Genomic DNA, 21,848 nt, shown 5'->3' with positions numbered 1-21,848 from the left:
GCTTAGAAGGTCTCCCAGTCGTCGTCGGACGCGCCGGCGGCCGCCAGTGCGGGCTTCTCGCCGCTCAGCGCCGGGCGCACGAGCGCGGGCTTCGCGGCCGGCTTGTCCGCCGGGGCGGCCGTCTTCGCCAGACGCGGGCCATAGCCGCCCGCCGCGGCGGCGCCACGGGCAGCCGGTGCGTCCTTCTGCGTGCGCGGCGCGGCGTCGGCCGCGCGCTTCGGTTCGTGCTCGGCGCCCGACGCAGCCGTGCGCGACGCCGGCGCGGCGCGCCGTGCCGCCGGCTGGGCCGCACCCTGCGGCGCCGGCAGCGCGGCGACCGGCGCGTCGTGGCGCGACGCCGACGGCAGCGCCGCCGGTTCGTGCGCGGCCGGCCGCGCGACGCTGCGCGCCGGCGCGAGCGCGATGCCGCCCGCGACGCGCCAGCCCGACACGATCGCCTTCATCTGACGCGTCTGCTCCTCGAGCGACGCGGCCGCGGCGGCCGCCTGCTCGACGAGCGCCGCGTTCTGCTGCGTGACCGCGTCCATCTGGCCGACCGCGCGGTTGACCTGCTCGATGCCGGTCGACTGCTCGTCGGACGCGGCGCTGATCTCGCCCATGATGTCGGTCACGCGGCGCACGGCCTGCACGATCTCGTCCATCGTCGAGCCGGCGCGCGCGACGAGCGCCGACCCGCTGTCGACCTTCTCGGCCGAATCGCCGATCAACTGCTTGATTTCCTTCGCGGCGCTCGCGCTGCGCTGCGCGAGCGAGCGCACCTCGCCCGCGACCACCGCGAAGCCGCGGCCCTGCTCGCCGGCGCGCGCCGCCTCGACGGCCGCGTTCAGCGCGAGGATGTTGGTCTGGAACGCGATGCCTTCGATCGTGCCGATGATGTCGACGACCTTGCCCGAGCTCGCCGCGATGTCCTGCATCGTCGACACGACCTGGCCGACCACCTCGCCGCCCTGCGTCGCGATGTCCGACGCGTTCACCGCGAGCTGGCTCGCCTGCCGGGCGTTCTCCGCGTTCTGCCGCACGGTGCCCGTCAGTTGCTCCATACTCGACGCCGTTTCCTGCAGCGACGCGGCCTGCTCCTCGGTGCGCTGCGACAGGTCGATGTTGCCGGTGGCGATCTCGCGCGCGCCGACGTCGATCGATTCGGTGCCGCGATGCACGGCCTGCACCATCGTCGTCACCGCGTCCTGCATCCGCTTGATGCCGCCGAACAGGCGGCCGATCTCGTTCGTGCTCGATACGTTCACCGGCTGCGTGAGGTCGCCCCCGGCGATGCGCTCGAAGTGCGCGATCGCATCCTCGATCGGCTGGACGATCAGCCCGCGCAGCACGAAGCGGATCGCGATCACGACGACGAACGCGATCGCGATGCCGGCCGCGATCAGCGCGATCATCATCGAGATCTGCGACTGCGTCGCGGTCTGACGTTCTTGCGCGCGCTTCTGCAGCGCGGCGATCACGGCCGACGCCGTCTGGTCGAACGCGACGAACATCGGGCTGATCTTCGTGTCCGCCACCGCGTGGTACGCAGCCATGTCGCCCGCGCGCGCCGCGGCAAATTCGGGCTCCACGCCTTCCTTCACGATCGTCGTGTAGCGTGCGGCGAGCTCGTCGAGAAGCGCCTGCTCGACACCGAGCTTCGGCGTCGACTGGAACGCCTGCCAGTTCTGGTTCGACTTCGCGAACAGCTCCTGCGCGCGGTCGAGCACCTTCGCCGCGTCGGCCGCGTTGCCGGCTTCGGTCAGCGTACGGAAGCGATCGAGCGCCACGCGCGAGCGCAGCAGTTGCGCGGCCGTGTCGTCGAGCGTGTGAATCGCCGGCAGGTCGACGTGCGCGATCTCGTCGAGCGAACGGCTCGCCTGATTGAGCGCGTAAAGGCCGAGCCCGCCGACCGCGGCGGCCAGGCACACGAGGATGAGTCCGACCGCCGTGAGCGTCGTGCGGATCGACCAGTTATGCAACATTGCAGATTCTCCCGAAATTGCTGCGCGCGCGGCGCGCTTACCCGCCGAGTGTCTCGATCAGCGCCATTTCACGGCTCGACATCAGCTTCTCGATGTCCATCAGGATCAGCATCCGGCCGTCGACCGTGCCGAGGCCGGTCAGGTACTCGGTCGTCAGCGTCGCGCCGAATTCCGGCGCCGGCATGATCTGGTCGGTCTGCAGCGTCAGCACGTCCGACACGCCGTCGACCACCATCCCGACCACGCGGTTCGACACGTTCAGGATGATCACGACGGTCTGGTGGTCGTACTCGACGCGGCCGAGGTGGAACTTGATCCGCATGTCGACGATCGGCACGATGATCCCGCGCAGGTTGATCACGCCCTTGATGAACTCGGGCGCGTTCGCGATTCGCGTGACGCTGTCGTAGCCGCGGATTTCCTGCACTTTCAGGATGTCGATCCCGTATTCCTCGTCGCCGAGCGTGAAGACGAGGAATTCCTGGCCCGTCGCATCGCCGTGTTCGGCGTCGCGGCGGCTCGTGGCCGCGTTCGCCGCGGCCGGATTGATCATTTGAACTTCAGCGGACACGTTTGCCCCCAATCGGTTGATGGCGAGAGTCAGAAGACGGCGAGTTCGGCGCCCGCACGGGCGCCGTGCGTCGCACGGGTTTCGCGGTTCAGCGCCGCGACGTCGACGATCAGCGCGACGCTGCCGTCGCCCAGGATGGTCGCCGCCGAGATGCCGTGGACCTTGCGGTAATTGGTTTCGAGGTTCTTCACGACCACCTGCTGCTGGCCGACCAGCTCGTCGATCAGCATCGCGAAGCGGCGCCCCTCGGTTTCCATGATCGTGACGATCCCCTGGGTCGGGTCGGTGCGCGCGTCGTCGACCGAGAACACCTCGTGCAGCGCGACGAGCGGCAGGTATTCGCCGCGCACGCGCACCACGCGCTCGCCGTTGCCGACCGTGTAGATGTCGTCGTTCGACGGCTGCAGCGACTCCATCACGAAGTTCAGCGGCAGGATGAAGATCTCGCTGCCCACCTTCACCGACATCCCGTCGAGGATCGCGAGCGTGAGCGGCAGCACGATCCGCGTGGTCGTGCCGCGGCCGGCCTGCGACGAGATTTCGACATGGCCGCCCATCGACTGGATGTTGCGCTTCACCACGTCCATCCCGACGCCGCGGCCCGACACGTCGGTCACCGTCTCGGCCGTCGAGAAGCCCGGCGCGAAGATCAGTTGCCAGACTTCGTCGTCGCTGATGTTCTCGGAGATCTGCATGCCCTGTTTCGCGGCCTTCGCGAGGATCCGCTCGCGGTTCAGGCCCGCGCCGTCGTCGCTCACCTCGATCACGATGTTGCCGCCGTGATGCGCGGCCGACAGCACGAGCTGGCCGACCGCGTCCTTGCCGGCGGCGACGCGCTTGTCGACCGTTTCGATCCCGTGGTCGAGGCTGTTGCGCACGAGGTGCGTGAGCGGATCGATGATCCGTTCGATCAGGCTCTTGTCGAGCTCGGTCGCCTGGCCGAACGTCACGAGCTCGACCTGCTTGCCGAGCTTGCCGGCGAGATCGCGCACGAGGCGCGGGAAGCGGCTGAACACGTAGTCCATCGGCATCATGCGGATCGACATCACCGCTTCCTGCAGGTCACGCGCATTGCGCTCGAGCTGCGCCATCCCGTTGAACAGGCGGTCGTGCAGCGCGGGATCGAACGCGCTGGCCGTCTCGGCCAGCATCGCCTGCGTGATCACCAGTTCGCCGACGAGGTTGATCAGTTGGTCGACCTTCTCGACGCCGACGCGGATCGAGCTGCCTTCTGCGCCGCCCGCGGCCGCGGCGGCCGGGCGGGCGCGCTTGTCGTCGTGATGCGCGGCGGCGGCCGGCGCCGCGTGTTCGGCCGGTTGCGGTTGAGCGGGGGGTTGCGGCGGCTGCTGCGGCTGCGCTGCAGCGGCCGAAGCCGGCGCCGGGGCGGGTGCCGCGGCGGCCGGTTGCGGGGCGGCAGCCTGCGGCGCGAACACCTCGACGCGCGCGGGCTGCGCGGCGGCGGGCGGTTCGGCCGCTTCAGCGGCCACGGCGGCGTCCTGCGCGGCGGCTGGTGCCGCCTGCGCGGCCGGCGCCGTGCCGTGCGCGACGCGGATCTGGCTTTCGTCGATCACGAAGCAGCACACCGCGACGATGTCGTCCGACGGCACGTCCGATTCGACCCACAGCGTCAGGTCCGCGCCCGCTTCCTCGCGACCGACGATCCGGCCGAGGTTGCCGAGTTCTTCGGTGAGCAGCGCCTGGTCCGCCGCATCGACGCCGACCAGCGTGATCTTCAGGTGCGGGCCGCCGGCATCGGCGTCAGCCGCCGGATGCGCGGCCGCGACAGCCTGCTCGACCACATGGTCCGGCGCACGGTCGCCGCCGACGGCGGGCTCGGCAGCCGGCGCCACGGCGGCGGCAACCGGTGCGGCCGGCGCAGGTGCGGCCGGCGCAGGCGCGGCTGCGGCGGCAGGCGCGCCCGCACCGCTTTCGGCCTTCAGCCGTTCGAGCTTCGCGCAGATCGCCGCGGCGGCGGCCGCGTCCGGTTCGGCGCTCGCGCGGTAGTCGACGAGCTGGTCGGACAGTACGTCCTTCGTTTCGAGGAACGCGTCGACCATCTCCTTGGTCAGCGTCAGCTCATGGTTGCGCGCGCGGTCGAGCAGCGATTCGAGGATGTGCGTCGTATCGGTCAGCGCGGAAAAGCCGAACGTCGCCGCGCCGCCCTTGATCGAATGCGCGGCGCGGAAGATCGCCGCCAGATCCTCGGGATCGGGCGAATCGACGTCGAGGTTCAGCAGCAGCTGCTCCATCTGCGCGAGCAACTCGTCCGCTTCGTCGAAAAAGGTCTGGTAGAACTGAGTGATGTCGAGAGTCATGCCCGGTCACCGGTTGAATTCGTCGCGTTCATGTCAGGAGGCAGCCGGCTCGGACAGCGTGGCGACCAGGTCGACCAGCACGCCCGGGTCGATCGGCTTTTCGATCCAGCCGGTCGCGCCCGCGTCGCGTGCCGCGTCCTTGAACGCGTCGCTGCCCTCGGTCGTCAGGATGAGGATCGGCGTGTCCGCGTACGCGCTCAGCTTGCGCAGCGCGGCGATCACCTCGAGCCCGCTCTTGCGCGGCATGTTCTGGTCGGTCAGGACCAGGTCGTACGGCGCCGTCGCCGCCATGTCGAAGCCGGCTTCGCCGTCCGGCGCCACCGTCACGTCGTAGCCGGCCTGCGCAAGCGTCGCCTGCAGCAGCGCACGCATGGTCGCGGAGTCGTCGATGGCGAGAATGGTTCGGATCATGTCTGTCTCGGAAACGTCAGGGTTTCGGCGCCACGGCCACGGCGCTCGCCACGACCGGACGCGCCGCCGGCGTCGGGCCGCCGAGCTGCTGCGCGAGCAGCTTCGAACCGGCCGCGTCGGCGGACAGCGTCGTCGTCGTCGCGTCGTCGCGCATCAGCGCTTCTTCGGATTTGCGATTCAGCACGATCACGCTGATCCGGCGGTTTTCCGGATCGAGCGGATCGGCCTTGTTCAGGTTCTGCGTCGACGCGAGGCCGAGCACGCGCAGCACTTTCGCCTCGTCCATGCCGCCGGAGATCAGCTCGCGGCGCGATGCGTTCGCGCGATCGGCCGACAGCTCCCAGTTGCTGTAGCCGCCCTCGCCGCCCGCGTACGGCACGGCGTCGGTGTGGCCCTGGACGATGATCCGGTTCGGCACGTCGTTCAGCGTCTTGCCGATCTCGCGCAGGATGTCGCGCATGTACGGCTCGACGTGGTCGCTCGACATCGCGAACATCGGCCGCTTCTGCGAATCGACGATCTCGATGCGCAGCCCCATCAGCGTCGAATCGATGCGGATCTGCTGCTTGAACTGGCGCAGCGTCGGATTGGCCTCGATCGCGGCCATCAGCTTGATCTGCAGGTCGTGCAGGCGCGTCTGCTCGAGCCGGTCCTGCGCGCCCTGCGCCTGCGACCGCGAATGCTCGTCGCCCGCCTTCGCGAGGCGCTCGGCAAGCGGCGTCGTGCCGTCGGTGCGGCGCAGCGTGCCGGCGTCCGCGCTCGACAGGTCGCGGCCGCCGCCGTTGATGATGCTGGAATCCTGCGAGCTGCGGTCGCCGCTGCCGAGGATCGCGGCCTTCAGCGGCATGTTGAAGTATTCGGCGATCCCCTTCAGCTGCACCGGCGTGACCGAGCTCAGCAGCCACATCAGCAGGAAGAACGCCATCATCGCGGTCATGAAGTCCGCGTACGCGAGCTTCCATGCGCCGCCGTGATGGCCTTTCTTCGCCGGGGCCACCCGCTTGACGACGATCGCGCGATCCTTGCTCTTGCTCATCGGTCGCTCCGCCTCACTTCGCCTTCACGCGTCGCACGTGCTCTTCGAGCTCCGAGAACGACGGGCGCTCGGTCGAGAACAGCACCTTGCGGCCGAACTCGACCGCGATCGCGGGCGCATAGCCGTTCAGCGTCGCGAGGATCGTCACCTTGATGCACTGGAACATCTTGGTCGACTCGGCCACGCGCTGCTCCGCGAGGCTCGCGAGCGGCCCGATCAGCCCGTACGACAGCAGGATCCCGAGGAACGTGCCGACCAGCGCCTGCGCGATCATCGCGCCGAGCACCGCGGGCGGCTTGTCGGCCGAGGCCATCGTGTGGACGACGCCCATCACGGCCGCGACGATCCCGAACGCCGGCATCGCGTCGCCGACGCGCATCAGCGCATGTGCCGGGCCTTCGCCTTCCGCGTGGTGCGTCTCGATCTCCTCGTCCATCAGGCTCTCGATCTCGAACGCGTTCATGTTGCCGCCCACCATCAGGCGCAGGTAGTCGGTCAGGAATTCGACGATGTGGTGATCGGCGAGGATCTTCGGGTATTGCGTGAAGATCGGGCTCTTTTCCGGATCGTCGATGTCGGCCTCGAGCGTCAGCGTGCCTTCCTTGCGTGCCTTCGCGAGCAGCACGTAAAGAAGCGCCATCAGCTCCATATAGACGTCCTTCGTGTATTTCGAGCCCTTGAAGAGCGTCGGCAGCACGCGCAGCGTGGCCTTGATGGTCTTGCCGCCGTTGCCGAGGATGAACGCGCCGACGCCGGCGCCCACGATCATCAGGACCTCGATGGGCTGGATCAAGGCGCCCAGATGCCCGCCCGCCAGCGCATAACCGCCGAAGACCGACAACAGCGTCACGAGTGTTCCCACGATAATCAGCACTGCCTGTCCCTCACGAAAGACCGGCGGGAAGACCGCCGTTAAACAGGTTTACGGCAGTCGGCAGGAAAACTTTCGCGGCCGCCCGGCGGCGGCCCGACGGTGTTTACCAGCAGTGCGCGGACGATTCGCGCGGCCCGCGGGCGCCGCCCGTGCGACGCTCGCGCCCCGCCCGGCGTTGCCCGGCGCGGCGCTCAGGCCAGGGCGGCGGCCAGTTCGGCGCGCGCGGCGGCGGCCTTGCGCGTCTTGCCGGCGCGCGACGGCGGCTGGCACAGGCCGCACACGAAACCTTGATGCGGATCATGCGCATGCGCGACGAAATGGCCGCCGCAGCGCGTGCACGGGGTCATCTGCAGCATCCCCGAATCGAAGAAGCGCACCAGCGTCCATGCCCGCGTGAGGCTCAGCGCGGCCTCGTCGCCGGACAGGTTCACGTGCTCCAGATAGAGCCGGTACGCCTTCACGATCGACTGGATCGGCTCGCAGCGGCCGTGGTCCTGCATGAACCGGTAGATGTTGTAGAACAGCGACGAGTGGATGTTCGGCTGCCACGTCATGAACCAGTCGGTCGAGAACGGCAGCATCCCCTTCGGCGGCGACACGCCCTTCAGTTCCTTGTACAGCTTGATCAGACGGTCCCGCGACAGGCTCGTCTCCGCCTCCAGCAGCTGCAGCCGGGCGCCCAGTTCGATCAGTTCGATGGCGAGGGTGATTTCCTTCACCTCGATCACGACGCTTTTGCTTGCCATGGTGATAACCGTCCGCTTGACGTTGTTCGAATGAATGGCCAATACGCCGCCGGCCGGCGCGGCGCGCCGGGACGAACGCAAGGCGGAATGGATCAGCGGACGCCTTCGACCTGCTGCCCGGCCATCAGGATGGCCGAGTGGGCGTGCGCGACGACATCGCTGCGGCCCTTGTCGGCGAGCGACGACAGCAGCGCGTGATCATCGAAGCGGAAGCGGCACAGCATCTGGTTGGACGCGGCCAGCTTCACGGTCTGCGCGAGCGTGAGGTTGGCGAGCACGTCGGCGAGTTCCTGAGAAATGCCCATGCGGAACATACCCATCGCCTTGTCTTCCCGCAGCAGTCGTTGCGCGAGGAGGAGGTACGACAGGTTGACCTCTTTGATCTCACTGAGCATTTCGCTGGTGGTGCCCATGATTCCCCCGTTAAAGAGCGTTGCTTTGGCCATTCATGTTATGAAAACGTTTGCTCGATCAGTGCGCACCAGGCGCTCAGTCGGCTCGTTTATAGTCTTACAGGGCGAATTTTGGCCAAACGGGATTTATGTCGGTATCAGCGAAGTGGCGTATGCCATGCAGGATTTGTCTGTAAACCGTGTAGGAATTTTTCTGACAAGGCCGATTGAAAGGCGCTATTGGAAAAACGGGTTGCAACGCGGATTCGGTTGCGAGGAGGCCGATGCCCGCCGCGCCGGTGGGAGAAGGCTCGCCAGCAGGGCCGCCGGCAATCGGATCGGTAAAAATTATAGTGGTTTTTCACGATAGCGCAACAATAGTCGAGGCTATCTCGGTTCATGATTCCGTGCCCTTTTTCTCGGGGTTTTCGCGTATTTCATCGTGTAACAAGCCTTAAGTGTTTGAAAAAACACTCGAACCCCTCAGGGCGATATCGATAATGGACTCCAATGGGCGGCAGCGCGAGCCGTGCCGGCCCGCCCCGCAGCTTGCCGTCCGGCGCCCCGCGCACCCGCCCAGGGCCCGGCCACGTACCGCGAAGCGCGTGCGTCGGCGAGTTCCGCCACCTTGTACGGGATCCCCATCGGCGCCAGCGCGCCCCCCGGATCGACACTGGAGAACATCCATGCGAATTGCCCAGATCGCGCCGCTTTACGAAGCCGTCCCGCCGAAACTCTACGGCGGCACCGAGCGGGTCGTGTCCTATCTCACCGAGGCGCTCGTCGAACTCGGCCATGACGTGACGCTGTTCGCCAGCGGCGACTCCGTCACGTCGGCCCGTCTTGAGGCGGCGTGGCCGCGCGCGCTGCGTCTCGACCCGTCGGTCCGCGACTCGATGGCGCCCCATATGCGGCTCCTCGAGCAGGTCGCCCGGGTCGCGCACGAATTCGATGTGCTGCACTTCCACCTCGACTACCTGCCGTTCCCGCTGATGTCGCGCCTCGACACGCCGTACGTGACGACGCTGCACGGCCGCCTCGACCTGCCGGAGCTGCAGCCGGTGTTCGACGCGTTCCCCGATTCGCCGGTCGTGTCGATCTCGAACAACCAGCGCAAGCCGCTGCCGCAGGCCGCGTGGGCCGGCACCGTGTACCACGGGCTGCCCGACACGCTGCTCACGCCGCAGCCGGACGTGAAGCCCGAATACCTCGCGTTCCTCGGCCGGATCTGTCCCGAAAAGCGCGTGGACACCGCGATCCGCATCGCCGCGCAAAGCGGGCTGCCGCTGAAGATCGCCGCGAAGGTCGACAAGGCCGACGCCGACTACTTCAAGGAAGTGATCGAGCCGCTGCTCGACCAGGCGCACGTCGAATTCATCGGCGAGATCAACGAAGCGCAAAAGCCCGCGTTCCTGTCCGGCGCGAAGGCGCTGCTGTTCCCGATCGACTGGCCGGAGCCGTTCGGCCTGGTGATGATCGAGGCGATGGCCTGCGGCACGCCGGTCGTCGCGTTCAACCGCGGCTCGGTGCCGGAAGTGATCGAGGACGGCGTGACCGGCTTCATCGTCGAGGACGTGCAGGGCGCGGTCGGCGCGCTGCACCGGATCGACAGCCTGTCGCGCACCGCGATCCGCGAACGGTTCGACACGCGCTTCAGCGCGAAGGCGATGGCGCGGCGTTACGTCGAAACCTACGAATCGCTTTGCGCGGCCGCCAAGCAGCCGGCATTGCGCCGGGTTGCGGGCGCCTGACACGGAAATCCGCCGGGAAATGCGCTGTAAAAACCGCGCCGAAATCGGCGCGTAAAACGAAAGAGCCGCATCGACGATGCGGCTCTTTCTATTTGGCTTACGGTCATTCGATCAGGAAACGATCGCGGTTTTTCCCGACGATCCAATTCGGCGGCTTGCCGCGCCCGCTCCAGGTTGCACCGGACTTCGGATCACGGTATTTCGGCGGCAGCGGCGCCTTCTTCGGCGGGCGCCCGCGCTTCGCCCGCTCCGCGAAGCCCAGATCCTGGGCGGTCAGCCCATATTCCGCAATCTTCTGCTGGACTTCGGCAATCACCGCCGCCACTTCCTGGCGGCGCACGTCGTCCGCCTGAGCCTGCAGATCGGCGATCTGCGCCTTGAGTTTCGCGTATTGAGACATTTTTCGACTCCCCTTTTCGATGATGCGGCCCCGGCGAATCGGGCCGGGACACCAACATCCGTTACGTCATCCGCACTGCCGCCCTGCCCTTCGAAATTAATGCTGCCATCTTTAACCGAATCGCCTATATCGAGAATGCGGACTTATTCTAATAAAAGGCATTCGTCGGCCATTCAAATTTAACAATCGTTTACCCTCCCGGGCCCGATTCATTTCCTATAATCCAGACCAATTCCGGACGACCTAATAAATCCGTTGCGTCGCCCCGGGTCTTCAACCCACTCGAGCGAGGTCCCTACATGAATCTTTCTCAGCGTCTCGCTGCAGAGGTATTCGGCACGTTCTGGCTGGTGCTCGGCGGATGCGGAAGCGCCGTGCTGGCCGCCGCATTTCCGGGCCTCGGTATCGGCTTTGCCGGCGTCGCACTCGCGTTCGGCCTGACCGTGCTGACGATGGCCTTCGCGATCGGCCACATCTCCGGTTGCCACCTGAACCCGGCGGTGAGCGTCGGCCTGACGGTCGCCGGCCGCTTTCCGGCACGCGATCTCGCGCCGTACATCGTCGCGCAAGTGGTGGGCGCCACGCTCGGCGCGTTCGTGCTGTACCTGATCGCAACCGGCAAGCCGGGTTTCGACGTGGTCGGCAGCGGCTTTGCGACGAACGGCTTCGGCGATCGCTCGCCCGGCCACTACTCGCTCGCCGCGTCGTTCATCTGCGAAGTCGTGATGACGGGCTTCTTCCTGTTCGTGATCCTCGGCGCGACCGACAAGCGCGGCGTGCCGGCCGGCTTCGCGCCGATCGCGATCGGATTGTGCCTGACGCTGATTCACCTGATCTCGATTCCCGTCACCAACACGTCGGTGAACCCGGCGCGCTCGACCGGCCCGGCGCTGTTCGTGGGCGGCGACGCGATCGGCCAGCTCTGGCTGTTCTGGGTCGCGCCGCTGATCGGCGCGGTGCTCGCCGGAATCATCTATCCGCTGGTCGCCGGGCGTGACGACGCCGTCGACCTGCTGCCCGCATCAGCTCGCACAAGCGAATAAACACTACGGGGTCAAGCGAGCAGAGCAGCGAGCCTCACGCTGTCGAAGAACATCGAGGCAGGCAATTTCAACGGGCGCCCCTGGCGCCCGTTTTTCATTTCCACGCGGCAAACGCGCACGGGGCCGGCGCTCAGGACGCGACGACGTCGTCTTCGAGCGAGAACAGCGTGCGCAGGTGGCGGGCGACGCCCGCGTCGAAGTTGTTGCCGATCCGCGGAATGTGCGGCAGCCGCGCGATCAGGTCGGGATTCGCGTTGTTCATCATGAACGCATGACCGGCGGTTTCGAGCAGGTCGATGTCGTTCATGTTGTCGCCGAACGCGATGCAGTGGCCGGTATCGACGCCGAGCCGCGCGAGCACCGTGCGCAGCGCGCGCCCCTTCGACACGTTCGCGGTCATCACCTCGAGGCAGTCGGGCAGCGAGTACGTGACGTACAGCGCATCGCCGAACAGCACGCGCATCTGCTCGGCGACGACCGCCAGATCGGCCGGTTCGCCGATATACAGCACCTTCGCGATAGCCGCGCCGTCATGCACGGCCATGTCGATCACCTCGTACCGGAAGCCCGAATCCTGATGGAATTCGAGCAGGTGCGGCGCTTCGCGGTCGATCAGCCAGCCGTCGTTGGTAAACAGGTTGACGATCACGCGGCCGTGCGCGCCGGCGACTTCGGGCTGCACGAGGCGGCGAACGATCGCCGCGTCGACGTCCTGCGCGTGGATCGTCGTGTCGTCCGGCGCATGCACGCGCGCACCGTTCGACGTGATCAGGTACGGCCGGATGCCGAGCACGTCGCGAATGCCGGCGACGTCCGCATAGTGGCGCCCCGTGGCGATCACGAATTGCACGCCGTCGCGGTCGAGCCGGCGAACGGTGTCGATCGTGTACGGGTCGAGCTGGTGGTCGCTGTTCAGCAGCGTGCCGTCGAGATCGGTGGCGATGACTTTGTACATGGGGCGGGAGAGTGGCGCGCGCGGCACGGAGGAAGCGCCATTTTAACGTCGTACCCGGCAGCGCGCCGGGCCGTTGCCGGGCACGCGCGGCCTGGGGGGCTGAGGCGGGCTGGCGCGGGCTGCGGCGGGCTGCGGCGGCTGCGGCGGCTGCGGCGGCGCGGCATCCGCCGCGCGCCCCGTTCGCCTTAGCCGTTCGCCTTAGCCGTTCGCCTTAGCCGCTCACCTTAGTCGCTCACCTTAGTCGCTCACCTTAGGCGCTCGCCTTAGCCGCCCTCCGCCGCCCGCAACGCCTGGAGCGCGAGCCGCAGCGCACCGTGCGCCGAATCGTCGAGCGGCGCGCGCAGCCGCGCGGCGTGCCGCGCCGGCACCGCCGGCGCGAGCGCGTCAGCCAGCCCGCCGCACAATGCGACCGGCAGCGCCTGCTGCGGATCGAGCGCGTCGATCATCTTGCCGATCTCGTCGCCGGCCTGCGCGATCAGCGCGCGCGCAACCGGATGCGTGCGATGCGCGAATACGACGGGCGCGAGACGCGCGTAGATCGTCTGGTTCGCGTCGCACGACCACTGGACCAGCGCGTCGCGATCCTGCGCGCCCGTTTCCGCGAGGAGCGCCGCGGCGAACGCGTCGCGCGGCACGCGGCCGTCGAGCGCCTGTTGCGCGTAGGCGAGCGCACGCACGCCGAGCCACGCGCCGCTCGCCTCGTCGCCGGACGGAAAGCCGAAGCCGCCCGCGATCCGGCACGCGCCGGCCGCATCGAGCGCCGCCGCGATGCTGCCGGTGCCGAGCGCGACGATGAGCCCGGGCGCGCCGCCATGCGCGCCGACGACGGTCGTGTACGCGTCGCTCTCGATCGCCAGTGCGCCAAGCGGCGCCTGCGCGCGGAACGCGGCGAGCCACGCCGCGTTGTTGACGCCGGCGAGCCCGCAACCGAGCGCGCACTGCGACCAGTCGAACGCGAGACCGGCCTGCGTGAACGCATCCGCGCAGGCCGCGCCGATCGACGCCCATGCCCGCTCGATGCCGAGCCCGAGCCCCGACGGGCCGCCGCGCCCCTGCGCGAGCTCGCGCCCCGCCCGGTCAGCCAGCACCGCGCGCGTGCCCGTGCCGCCGCCGTCGATGCCGATCGCAAAAAGTAATGCAGCCATGCCTTCATCCCGCTGATTCGAACAGGCGCCAAGCTTAACCGGATCGGCGCCGCGCGCCCATCTGCCGTTCGGCCGGCTATCTCGCCAAAAGGGCTTCCGCTATGCTGGCGCGATCGAATCGACACTGAAAACGAGGCAGACGATGTCGCAGCGGTGCAACTGGGTGAAGACGGAAGCGGACGCTCACTATCACGATACCGAGTGGGGCGTGCCGTCGCACGACGATCGCCACCTGTTCGAAATGCTGATCCTGGAAGGCGCGCAGGCCGGGCTGTCGTGGTCGACGATCCTGAACAAGCGCGCGGGCTATCGCGAGGCGTTCGCCGATTTCGACGTCGACGCCGTCGCGCGCTTCACGCCCCGGCACATCGAGAAATTGCTGGAAAACCCGGGCATCGTGCGCAACCGCGCGAAGGTCGAATCGGCGGTGACCAACGCGCGCGCGGTGCAGCGCATCCGCGAAGAGCACGGGTCGCTCGCCGCGTTCCTGTGGTCGTTCGTCGGCGGCACGCCGATCCAGAATGCGTGGCAGTCGTACCGCGACGCGCCCGCCTCGACCGAGCAGTCCGACGCGCTCAGCAAGGCGCTGAAGGCGTACGGCTGCAAGTTCGTCGGCTCGACGATCTGCTATGCGCTGATGCAGGCGACCGGCATGGTCAACGATCACGAAGCCGGCTGCCCGTGCCATGCGCAATGTGCGGCGCTCGGCGGCAAGCAGCCGGCACGCCGGCGCAAGGCGGGCTAACGGCGCAGGCACACGCTGGGCGCAGGCGCCGCGCCGCTGGCCCGCGTTGGTTGCACCGTGCGCGTACTGCTTGCCGCTCGGTCCTTGCCGCTCAGTCCTTACCGCTCGGCCCTTACCGCTCGGCCCTTACCGCGCCGCCCTTACCGCGCCGCCCGCGACGACGCCGGCACGCCCGGCCGCGCACTCCGCGCAGCCCGCACGCGCGCGCTGCGCTTCTTCACCCAGATGCAGACGCCCGTCACGCTCAGCATCGCGATCACGATGCCGAGCACGCTCACGGCGACCCGTCCGGCGACACCGGCGATCCGCCCCGAGTGCAGCGGAAACTGCGCCTGCATGAACAGGTCGCCGGCTGAACCGCGGCCCGGCACCTGAGCCGCCACTGGCTTGCCGGTCACCGCATTCCAGTACAGCCACGCATTGCCGAGCCCGACGTCGCCATGGTCGTTGCCCGGCGTGAAGAAACCGACCGCATAGGCGTTCATCGCCGGCGCGAACAACAGCGCGCCCGGCGGCGCGGCGAGGCCCGCGTCGCGTCCGGCCGAGCGCGCGATCTCGACGATCCGCTCGCGCGGCAGCACCTGGCTGCCCGGCGGGGCCGGCGGGAAATGCTCGGGATTCGTATACGGCGTTTCCGCGAGCGGCGAAACGAGCGAGACCAGCGGGCGCACGACCGGAACGGCAAGGTTCATCGAGATCGACGTGACCGCGACGACCAGCAGCAGCCCCCACACCCACACGCCCCCCGAGCGATGCAGGTCGAACACGAGCGGATAGCCGCCGCGCCGCACGCGGAACGCGAACGACTTGCGCCAGCTTTTCGGGTTCGGAAATGCGAGCACCAGCGCGATCAGGCTGTCGATCGCCCACACGATGCCGACGACGCCCATCACCCAGAACCCGAAGTTGATCCCGCCGTACACGGGCAGGAACAGCGAGTAGTGCAGCCGGTAGATGAACGGCATCAGGTCGAGCCGCGCGAGCGACGGCGCGCCCCATTCGCGGCGGCCCTGCACCGCGCCGGTCGCGGGATCGACGGCGATCTGGCTGAAACCGAGCGCGTACGGCTGGCCGGTCGCCGGATCGGTACGCGGCGTCACGCCCGCCTGCAGCGTGTGCCCCGGTTCGACCGCGAGCGGCAGATAGGTCACCTGCACGCGCGGATCGGCCGCCTCGATGCGCGCCGCGAGTTCGAGCGGCGCAAGCGGCGCCGCGCCGCTGCGCGCGGTATAGAAATCCGGGTTCAGCGCCGCGTCGAGCTCGTGGTCCCACGCGATCAGCGCGCCGGTGAGCCCCGCGACGAACAGGAACAGCGCGATGGCAAGCCCGAACCAGCGGTGCAGGCGCACGAGCAACGGTCGCAGGAGCGCATTCATCGCGTGCGCAGCGAAAGGAAAGCGGGCCGGCACGAGCGGCGGCCCCGAGTCGACGGGTTGCGGTTCATTTCAGGTCGGGCGCCGCGCAACGGCCATCCGGCCCAGTCGGACGAGGCCGGATGCCCTTGTGCGCGGCATGGAATTGTTGCGCGTTCGGCGGGTTTTGATACGATGCGCGACATTTTAACGCAATGCGAATGATTCTTACTCGCATTTTTACTCGCTCGCCATGACCGTCAGCCTTGCCCGCCCTCCCGTCCGTCCACGCCGCGTCGTCGCCGCCCTCGCCTGCCTTGCCGCCTCGCTCGCGCATGCGGACGATTCGCCGGGCGACGCCGCGCTGCTGCCAGCCCTTAACATCACGGCCGCGCACGATTCGCCGCAACACTTGACCGACACGATCTCGACCGGTGCGCTCGGCACACGCCGGCAGCTCGACACGCCGTTCTCGACCACGATCGTCACGTCGGAAGAGCTCGAGGCGCGTCAGCCGTACAAGCTCGGCGACGTGTTCGCGAACGACGCGTCGGTGTCCGACAACAGCGGCGCGTACAGCGCGTGGGCCAGCTACCTGACCGTGCGCGGCATGCAGCTCGACTGGCAGAACGGCTACAAGATCGACGGGCTGCCGTTCGTCACGTACGGCATCACGATGCCTTACGAGCAGCTCGAGCGCGTCGAGCTGCTGAAGGGGCTCGGCGGCTTCCTGTACGGCTTCGTGACGCCGGGCGGCGTCGTCAACTACGTGACGAAGCAGCCGGGCGCCGAACCGGTGCGCAGCGTCGACATCGGCTACCGCAGCACCAACGTGTGGACCGAACATGTCGATCTCGGCCAGCGCTTCGGGCCCGGCAACATGTTCGGCGCGCGGCTGAATGCGACGCACGAGGAAGGCAAGACGTACAACGACGGCAACATCCGCCGCGACAGCGTGTCGCTCGCGCTGCAGGCGAACCTGACGCGCGACCTCTCCGTGTCGTTCGGCGCGCTGTACCAGGACCGCCGCACGACCGGCCAGACGCCGTCGATCTTCACCGGCAGTTATCCGGGCGGCGCACTGCCCGCCACGATCAGCGGCGGGTCGACGAACCTGGGCGGCAAGGACCAGTACCTGAACACGAACCTGCAGCTCTACACGGCCGGGCTGCAATACCAGCTCGCGCCCGACTGGCAGCTCGACGTCGCGTACAGCTACAGCAAGGCGACGCGCCGGCGCAACGAAAGCACGCTGTACCTGCAGGACGCGGCCGGCAACTACACCGACAGCCGCTACGTCGGCATGGAGGATCACCGCTTCAGCCAATGGCGCGCGATGGTCGAGGGCAAGGTGCGCACGGGCCCGTTCAGCCACCAGATCGTGCTCGGCGCGTCGTGGCAGAAGCAGGCGAACGACTATTCGGCGAACAGCGTGTTCGTGCCGCTCGGCGCCGGCAATCTCTACGCGCCGAACCCGTACCGCTACGAGAGCCCGCACGGCTTCGTCCAGTACCGCACGAGCGAGATCGTGCAGAAATCGCTGTTCGCGAGCGATACGGTGCAGCTGACCGAGCGCTGGTCGGTGCTCGCCGGCGTGCGTTACATGAACTACGAGCAGCGCTCGTTTCAGGCGAACGGCGCCGAGGATCCCGGCTATCGCCAGAACGGCGTGGTGACGCCGACCTTCGCGGTGATGTTCAAGCTCGCGCCGACCACCACCGCGTACGCGAGCTACGCCGAATCGCTCGAGCCCGGCAGCCGCGTCAACGACGTCTATGCGAACGCGGGCGAGGTGCTCAAGCCGCTGCGCAGCAAGCAGTACGAGCTTGGGATCAAGAGCGAGCACGCACGCTGGAGCGCGACGGCCGCGCTGTTCCGGATCGAGCGCAGCGCCGAATACGCGAATGCCGCGAACGTCTACGTGCAGGATGGCGAATCGATCATTCAAGGGATCGAGGTCGGCGCGCGCGCGAGATTCGGCGCGCACTGGAATGCAGGCTTCGACGCGATGCTGCTCGACGCGTGGTACGCGAACGGGATCGGCAACAACGGCAACCGGGTTGCCGGCGCGCCGCGCTTCGTGCTCGCCGGTGAAGTCGGCTATGCGGTGCCTGGCGTGCCGGGGCTGACACTCGGCGTCGACGCGAAATTCACCGGCGCGACGCCGCTGCGGGCGGCCGGCGGCCTCGACGCGCCGGGCTTTCTCGTCGTCAACGCGGGCGCGCGCTACCTGACGCGGGTCGGCCGCCACGACGTGACGTTACGCGCATCGATCGACAACGTGCTGAACCGTCGTTACTGGGAATACCAGTACGCGGACTACGTGAAGCCGGGCGACCCGCGCACGGTCAGCCTGAGCGCGAAGATCGACTTCTGAACGCCGCGGCGGGCAGCCGCAAGGCCCGCCCGCCGCCGCGCGTCGGCAGCGGCCGGGGCGGAACCTCACCGCCCCGGCCTCGGGATTTTCCCGACCGGCAAAAGCAAAACGGCGGAGCGGCCTCTTTCGAGGCACACTCCGCCGTTTCGCGGCGAACCGTCAGAAGCGCTTAGTGGAGCTTCTTCGGCAGCATCTGGCTGCGCAGGCGCTTGTGCAGACGCTTGACGGCTGCTGCCTTCTTGCGCTTGCGGACTGCGGTCGGCTTTTCGTAAGACTGGCGCTCACGCAGTTCAGCGATCAGGCCATTTTTTTCGATAGCGCGACGAAAGCGGCGAATCGCCACTTCGAACGGCTCGTTTTCTTTCAGAAGAATCGTCGTCATGTCGTTCCTAAATTGCTTAAACGGTCAAAAACGTAGCGGCCAAGCGCCACGCACCGGCCATCCGAGCGTTCCCACAACAGGCGAAACGAGCGGAAATACGGCCTCGGAGGCCGGAAAAGAGAGGCGGAAAGCACCGCGAGTACGCTTCACAACCGCGTGCAGCGCCGCGTTTGACTGCCAGCAGACATGCCGAAAACGGCAAAGGCGTGACAGAAATCTCAATTCAGCCCGCCATCATAGCAGGAAATCACAGACAAAACCATCCTTTTGTTGATCCCGGCTCGTCGCCCCGTGCGACGCGGCCGCGCATGCCGCCCCGCGAGGCCGGCGCGCGGTCGGCCGGGAATCGCTGCGGGCCATGCCGGGCGAGGACGTCGCGGCGAACCGCGCCTTCGGTCCCGAATTTCCTTGCGCATCCCTCTAAAGTTTTCGCCGGGTGCCGCCGTCAACCAGGAAAGGCGGGCAGCGCCAGTCGCGATAAAGCGCAACGCCGAAATCAGAACCTGTCTGTATCCCAGGCATTTTCCAAAACGAGGAAGCAAATGCTGAACATCAACACCAACATCCTTTCGCTGACGACGCAGACGAATCTGTCGGGCTCGCAAAGCGCACTGTCGCAAGCAATCAACCGCCTGTCGTCGGGCAAGCGCATCAACACCGCTGCCGACGATGCAGCAGGCCTGGCGATCTCGACGTCGCAAACGGCGGCAATCAATGCGCTGACGCAAGGTGTTGCAAACGCGAACAACGGCATCTCGATGATCCAGACCGCCAACGGCGCGCTGCAATCGACGGTCGACAACCTGCAGCGTATCCGTACGCTGGCGCAACAAGCGGGCGACGGCTCGCTGGATTCGGGCGCTCGCGCGAACCTGCAAGCTGAAGTGTCGACGCGTCTCAGCGAAATCGACCGTGTCGCATCGCAAACGACGTTCAACAGCCAGACCATCCTGGGCGGCGCCGGCAGCGTCACGTTCCAGATCGGCGCAGCAGCGAACCAGGTCGTGACCGTCGACTTCGGCACGGCGAACTGGAACAGCACGGGCATGAGCGTGAACACCCTGAGCGTCGCCACCCAGTCGGGCGCGCAATCGGCGATCACGGCGATCGACGCGGCACTGAAGCAAGTCAACACGTTCCAGGCAACGCTCGGCGCAGCACAGAACACGTTCCAGGCTGCGATCTCGACGACGCAAACCCAGGCAACCAACATGACCGCGGCTCGCTCGCAGATCACCGACGCGGACTTCGCGACGGAAACGGCGAACCTGAGCAAGGCGCAAGTGCTGCAACAAGCTGGTATCTCGGTTCTGGCGCAAGCGAACTCGCTGCCGCAGCAAGTCCTGAAGCTCCTCGGCTAATCGAGCAGCACCCGCGGCGGGCCACGTGCCCGTCCGCCTCCGGGCACGGCGGCGTCGCCATCGGCACTCGATGCGACTCCGCCGCAACCGCCCTGATCAGAATTCTCCAGGGAGGCGCGCCTCCCTCTTTGCATTGAACCGCGGCGCCCCGCCGCATCGCGCACGTCGACTGCGCGGACGACCGGAGCAACGGCATGGCCACCACGACCCCCGTCAGCAGCACGGACATCAGCACCATCCTGGCGAATGCAGGTCAATCGATCATCAGCGGCGCGACCAATTCGTCGCTCGACGTCAACACGCTCGTCACGACACTGGTGAACGCGAAGACGGCCGGGCAATTGCAGACCCTGCAGACCCGGCAGACGAACGACAATACGCAGCTGTCCGCCATCGGCCAACTGAAGGGTGCGCTGTCCGCGCTGCAGACTGCGCTCACCGGCCTCTCGAACGGCACCACGCTCAGCAGCCTGGCCGCGACGGCGAGCGGCACGGGCATCACGACGTCGATCAAGAGCGGCAGCGGCGCGGTGGCCGGTTCGTATTCGGTGAATGTCACGCAGCTCGCGACCGCCAACAAGCTGTCGTCGGCCGGCGTGACGGCGGCGGACACGATCTCGGCCGGCTCGCTGAGCATCACGTTCGGCAGCAACCCCGCGTTCAACGTCAACGTGGCGGCCGGCGCGTCGCTGTCCGACATCGCGTCGTCGATCAACTCGGCGTCCGGCAATGCCGGCGTCACCGCATCGGTCATCACCGGTTCGGACGGCCAGCATCTCGTGATGCAGTCGAACCTCACCGGTGCGGCCAACACGATCTCGATCACGGGCACGGGCGTCAATTCGAAACTGACGTCGGGGTACACGACGGTCACGCCGGCCGCCGACGCGCAGTTGACGATCGACGGCACGCCGGTGTCGAGCGCGTCGAACAACGTGTCGGGCGCGCTGACGGGCGTCACGCTGGCGCTGTCGCAGGCCGCTGTCGGCACGACGCAAACCATCACGCTGTCGCAGGACACGGCCGCGGCGACGACCGCGATCAACAATTTCGCGACCGCGTATACCAACTTCGTGACTACCGCGAAATCGCTGTCGAGCTACGACCCGACGGCGAAGACCGCCGGCCCGCTGCTCGGCGACGCGATGTTGAACACGATCAGGAACACGCTCGCGACGACGCTCAGCAGCGGCGTCACGACGGGCGGCACGACCTATGCGCTCGGCAGCATCGGCATCAACGTGGACTCGACCGGCGCGATGTCGGTCGACACCGCCGCGCTGACCACCGCGCTCAAGTCGAACGGCTCCGCGGTGGCGGCGATCTTCAACCAGACGAATGGCGTCGCCCAGGCGCTCAATGCGAACATCAACTCGTACACGCAGACGTCCGGCCTGATCGATCAGCGCACCAACGCGATCAACGCCGACCTGAAGAGCGTGCAGGCCCAGGCGACGCAGCTGCAGAGCTACTCGGACCAGTTGACCACGCAATACAATGCGCAGTTCACCGCGCTGAACACGCTGATGGCGACGATGGCGAACAACACCCGTTACCTGACCCAGCTGTTCGGCGGCCAGAACAGCGCCGGCGCGCTGGCCAACAACAAGTAAGCCTTGGCCGCACCGCCCCTTCGGAGCCGAACCATGACGAACGACACCCTGTCCCGCGCCTTCGACCTGACCCGTGCCATGCAGTCGGCGGCCGACGCACGCGACTGGGTGCGCGTCGCGGCCCTCGCCGACGAACGCTCGCCGCTGCTGATGAACCTGTCCGGCGAGCAGACGCCAGACGCGCTGGACCGCGTGCGGCAGATCATGGCCATCGACGCGTCGATCACGGAGCATGCGCAGACCGACCGTGACCGCCTGGCCGCGGAATTTGCGCAGTCCCAGGAGCGGATCAAGGCCGCGAGCCAGTACCAGAAAGCCGGCATGCTGTGACCGGCCGGGCGTCTCGCCCGCCGCGCATTTCGAATTAAAAGACGCCGCCAGTCGAGCGGTCCGTCGTCGCCGTACCGTCGAGCCGCTT

General features: G+C 67.5%; 20 protein-coding genes. 7 read left to right on the top strand and 13 right to left on the bottom strand.

The window, feature by feature from the left end; translation table 11 throughout:
* Positions 1 to 2: 2 nt before the first annotated feature.
* From CFB52_RS01010 to flhD, 8 genes are all read right to left on the bottom strand, one after another.
* Positions 3 to 1,961: a methyl-accepting chemotaxis protein gene (locus tag CFB52_RS01010; RefSeq protein ID WP_099315948.1), complete on the bottom strand. Its 1,959-nt coding sequence runs from the start codon at positions 1,959 to 1,961 to the stop codon at positions 3 to 5.
* Between the two features lie 37 nt (positions 1,962 to 1,998).
* The gene (gene cheW / locus CFB52_RS01005) at positions 1,999 to 2,514 is read right to left on the bottom strand and encodes a chemotaxis protein CheW (protein WP_059578098.1); all 516 of its coding nucleotides are present in this window, start codon (positions 2,512 to 2,514) and stop codon (positions 1,999 to 2,001) included.
* 47 nt (positions 2,515 to 2,561) lie between these two features.
* Complete coding sequence (gene cheA, locus CFB52_RS01000) at positions 2,562 to 4,847, bottom strand: chemotaxis protein CheA (protein ID WP_099315947.1); 2,286 nt, start codon at positions 4,845 to 4,847, stop codon at positions 2,562 to 2,564.
* A gap of 33 nt (positions 4,848 to 4,880) precedes the next feature.
* Entirely contained in the window at positions 4,881 to 5,258 is a 378-nt protein-coding gene (locus CFB52_RS00995; RefSeq protein ID WP_059578092.1) for a response regulator, read from the bottom strand.
* A 16-nt stretch (positions 5,259 to 5,274) separates the two neighbouring features.
* Positions 5,275 to 6,294, bottom strand: a complete 1,020-nt coding sequence (gene motB / locus CFB52_RS00990) for a flagellar motor protein MotB (RefSeq protein WP_059638390.1) — start codon at positions 6,292 to 6,294, stop codon at positions 5,275 to 5,277.
* Positions 6,295 to 6,307: 13 nt separating this feature from the next.
* Complete coding sequence (gene motA / locus CFB52_RS00985; protein ID WP_060310200.1) at positions 6,308 to 7,168, bottom strand: flagellar motor stator protein MotA; 861 nt, start codon at positions 7,166 to 7,168, stop codon at positions 6,308 to 6,310.
* A 191-nt stretch (positions 7,169 to 7,359) separates the two neighbouring features.
* A complete protein-coding gene (flhC, locus tag CFB52_RS00980; protein WP_059578085.1) occupies positions 7,360 to 7,914 on the bottom strand; it encodes a flagellar transcriptional regulator FlhC in 555 nt (184 codons plus the stop codon).
* A gap of 92 nt (positions 7,915 to 8,006) precedes the next feature.
* Entirely contained in the window at positions 8,007 to 8,327 is a 321-nt protein-coding gene (gene flhD, locus CFB52_RS00975; protein WP_059578082.1) for a flagellar transcriptional regulator FlhD, read from the bottom strand.
* 665 nt (positions 8,328 to 8,992) lie between these two features.
* Between flhD and CFB52_RS00965 the strand changes: the two genes are divergently transcribed.
* Positions 8,993 to 10,057 (top strand): glycosyltransferase family 4 protein, encoded by a 1,065-nt coding sequence (locus CFB52_RS00965; protein WP_059578080.1) that lies wholly within the window; start codon positions 8,993 to 8,995, stop codon positions 10,055 to 10,057.
* Between the two features lie 103 nt (positions 10,058 to 10,160).
* On the opposite strand, the gene CFB52_RS00960 is transcribed toward CFB52_RS00965, so the two are convergent.
* On the bottom strand, positions 10,161 to 10,457 hold the full coding sequence (locus CFB52_RS00960; protein WP_021162849.1) for an H-NS histone family protein: 297 nt from the start codon (positions 10,455 to 10,457) through the stop codon (positions 10,161 to 10,163).
* Positions 10,458 to 10,756: 299 nt separating this feature from the next.
* Here CFB52_RS00960 and aqpZ point away from each other — a divergent pair, with 299 nt between their 5' ends.
* The gene (gene aqpZ / locus CFB52_RS00955) at positions 10,757 to 11,500 is read left to right on the top strand and encodes an aquaporin Z (RefSeq protein ID WP_006489324.1); all 744 of its coding nucleotides are present in this window, start codon (positions 10,757 to 10,759) and stop codon (positions 11,498 to 11,500) included.
* Between the two features lie 130 nt (positions 11,501 to 11,630).
* On the opposite strand, the gene CFB52_RS00950 is transcribed toward aqpZ, so the two are convergent.
* Complete coding sequence (locus CFB52_RS00950; RefSeq protein WP_099315946.1) at positions 11,631 to 12,455, bottom strand: Cof-type HAD-IIB family hydrolase; 825 nt, start codon at positions 12,453 to 12,455, stop codon at positions 11,631 to 11,633.
* 263 nt (positions 12,456 to 12,718) lie between these two features.
* A complete protein-coding gene (locus tag CFB52_RS00945; RefSeq protein WP_060008812.1) occupies positions 12,719 to 13,600 on the bottom strand; it encodes a BadF/BadG/BcrA/BcrD ATPase family protein in 882 nt (293 codons plus the stop codon).
* Between the two features lie 142 nt (positions 13,601 to 13,742).
* Here CFB52_RS00945 and CFB52_RS00940 point away from each other — a divergent pair, with 142 nt between their 5' ends.
* Positions 13,743 to 14,345: a DNA-3-methyladenine glycosylase I gene (locus CFB52_RS00940; protein ID WP_059580665.1), complete on the top strand. Its 603-nt coding sequence runs from the start codon at positions 13,743 to 13,745 to the stop codon at positions 14,343 to 14,345.
* A 140-nt stretch (positions 14,346 to 14,485) separates the two neighbouring features.
* Here CFB52_RS00940 and CFB52_RS00935 read toward each other — a convergent pair whose 3' ends face one another.
* A complete protein-coding gene (locus tag CFB52_RS00935) occupies positions 14,486 to 15,721 on the bottom strand; it encodes a PepSY domain-containing protein (protein WP_099315945.1) in 1,236 nt (411 codons plus the stop codon).
* A gap of 229 nt (positions 15,722 to 15,950) precedes the next feature.
* Between CFB52_RS00935 and CFB52_RS00925 the strand changes: the two genes are divergently transcribed.
* On the top strand, positions 15,951 to 18,074 hold the full coding sequence (locus CFB52_RS00925; RefSeq protein WP_059580657.1) for a TonB-dependent siderophore receptor: 2,124 nt from the start codon (positions 15,951 to 15,953) through the stop codon (positions 18,072 to 18,074).
* Between the two features lie 169 nt (positions 18,075 to 18,243).
* Here the strand turns inward: CFB52_RS00925 and rpsU are convergent, their stop codons facing one another.
* Positions 18,244 to 18,456 (bottom strand): 30S ribosomal protein S21, encoded by a 213-nt coding sequence (rpsU, locus tag CFB52_RS00920; protein ID WP_006401410.1) that lies wholly within the window; start codon positions 18,454 to 18,456, stop codon positions 18,244 to 18,246.
* Positions 18,457 to 18,998: 542 nt separating this feature from the next.
* Between rpsU and CFB52_RS00915 the strand changes: the two genes are divergently transcribed.
* From CFB52_RS00915 to CFB52_RS00905, 3 genes are all read left to right on the top strand, one after another.
* Positions 18,999 to 19,817: a flagellin domain-containing protein gene (locus CFB52_RS00915; protein ID WP_059580654.1), complete on the top strand. Its 819-nt coding sequence runs from the start codon at positions 18,999 to 19,001 to the stop codon at positions 19,815 to 19,817.
* 194 nt (positions 19,818 to 20,011) lie between these two features.
* The gene (gene fliD / locus CFB52_RS00910; protein ID WP_089464457.1) at positions 20,012 to 21,430 is read left to right on the top strand and encodes a flagellar filament capping protein FliD; all 1,419 of its coding nucleotides are present in this window, start codon (positions 20,012 to 20,014) and stop codon (positions 21,428 to 21,430) included.
* A gap of 33 nt (positions 21,431 to 21,463) precedes the next feature.
* The gene (locus tag CFB52_RS00905; protein WP_059580649.1) at positions 21,464 to 21,760 is read left to right on the top strand and encodes a flagellar protein FliT; all 297 of its coding nucleotides are present in this window, start codon (positions 21,464 to 21,466) and stop codon (positions 21,758 to 21,760) included.
* Positions 21,761 to 21,848 lie beyond the last annotated feature (88 nt).

The organism is Burkholderia sp. AU18528, from assembly GCF_002223215.2.
GTDB classification, from domain to species: Bacteria; Pseudomonadota; Gammaproteobacteria; order Burkholderiales; family Burkholderiaceae; genus Burkholderia; species Burkholderia semiarida.
Note: the sequence above shows the minus strand (reverse complement) of the source record. Positions and strands in the feature narration are given on the sequence as shown.

Excerpts from the sequence above, each read along its gene's own strand:
- CFB52_RS01010 (WP_099315948.1), bottom strand. The coding sequence starts at position 1,961 with ATGTTGCATAACTGGTCGATCCGCACGACGCTCACGGCGGTCGGACTC.
- cheW (WP_059578098.1), bottom strand. The coding sequence starts at position 2,514 with ATGATCAATCCGGCCGCGGCGAACGCGGCCACGAGCCGCCGCGACGCC.
- cheA (WP_099315947.1), bottom strand. The coding sequence starts at position 4,847 with ATGACTCTCGACATCACTCAGTTCTACCAGACCTTTTTCGACGAAGCG.
- CFB52_RS00995 (WP_059578092.1), bottom strand. The coding sequence starts at position 5,258 with ATGATCCGAACCATTCTCGCCATCGACGACTCCGCGACCATGCGTGCG.
- motB (WP_059638390.1), bottom strand. The coding sequence starts at position 6,294 with ATGAGCAAGAGCAAGGATCGCGCGATCGTCGTCAAGCGGGTGGCCCCG.
- flhC (WP_059578085.1), bottom strand. The coding sequence starts at position 7,914 with ATGGCAAGCAAAAGCGTCGTGATCGAGGTGAAGGAAATCACCCTCGCC.
- flhD (WP_059578082.1), bottom strand. The coding sequence starts at position 8,327 with ATGGGCACCACCAGCGAAATGCTCAGTGAGATCAAAGAGGTCAACCTG.
- CFB52_RS00965 (WP_059578080.1), top strand. The coding sequence starts at position 8,993 with ATGCGAATTGCCCAGATCGCGCCGCTTTACGAAGCCGTCCCGCCGAAA.
- CFB52_RS00960 (WP_021162849.1), bottom strand. The coding sequence starts at position 10,457 with ATGTCTCAATACGCGAAACTCAAGGCGCAGATCGCCGATCTGCAGGCT.
- aqpZ (WP_006489324.1), top strand. The coding sequence starts at position 10,757 with ATGAATCTTTCTCAGCGTCTCGCTGCAGAGGTATTCGGCACGTTCTGG.
- CFB52_RS00950 (WP_099315946.1), bottom strand. The coding sequence starts at position 12,455 with ATGTACAAAGTCATCGCCACCGATCTCGACGGCACGCTGCTGAACAGC.
- CFB52_RS00945 (WP_060008812.1), bottom strand. The coding sequence starts at position 13,600 with ATGGCTGCATTACTTTTTGCGATCGGCATCGACGGCGGCGGCACGGGC.
- CFB52_RS00940 (WP_059580665.1), top strand. The coding sequence starts at position 13,743 with ATGTCGCAGCGGTGCAACTGGGTGAAGACGGAAGCGGACGCTCACTAT.
- CFB52_RS00935 (WP_099315945.1), bottom strand. The coding sequence starts at position 15,721 with ATGAATGCGCTCCTGCGACCGTTGCTCGTGCGCCTGCACCGCTGGTTC.
- CFB52_RS00925 (WP_059580657.1), top strand. The coding sequence starts at position 15,951 with ATGACCGTCAGCCTTGCCCGCCCTCCCGTCCGTCCACGCCGCGTCGTC.
- rpsU (WP_006401410.1), bottom strand. The coding sequence starts at position 18,456 with ATGACGACGATTCTTCTGAAAGAAAACGAGCCGTTCGAAGTGGCGATT.
- CFB52_RS00915 (WP_059580654.1), top strand. The coding sequence starts at position 18,999 with ATGCTGAACATCAACACCAACATCCTTTCGCTGACGACGCAGACGAAT.
- fliD (WP_089464457.1), top strand. The coding sequence starts at position 20,012 with ATGGCCACCACGACCCCCGTCAGCAGCACGGACATCAGCACCATCCTG.
- CFB52_RS00905 (WP_059580649.1), top strand. The coding sequence starts at position 21,464 with ATGACGAACGACACCCTGTCCCGCGCCTTCGACCTGACCCGTGCCATG.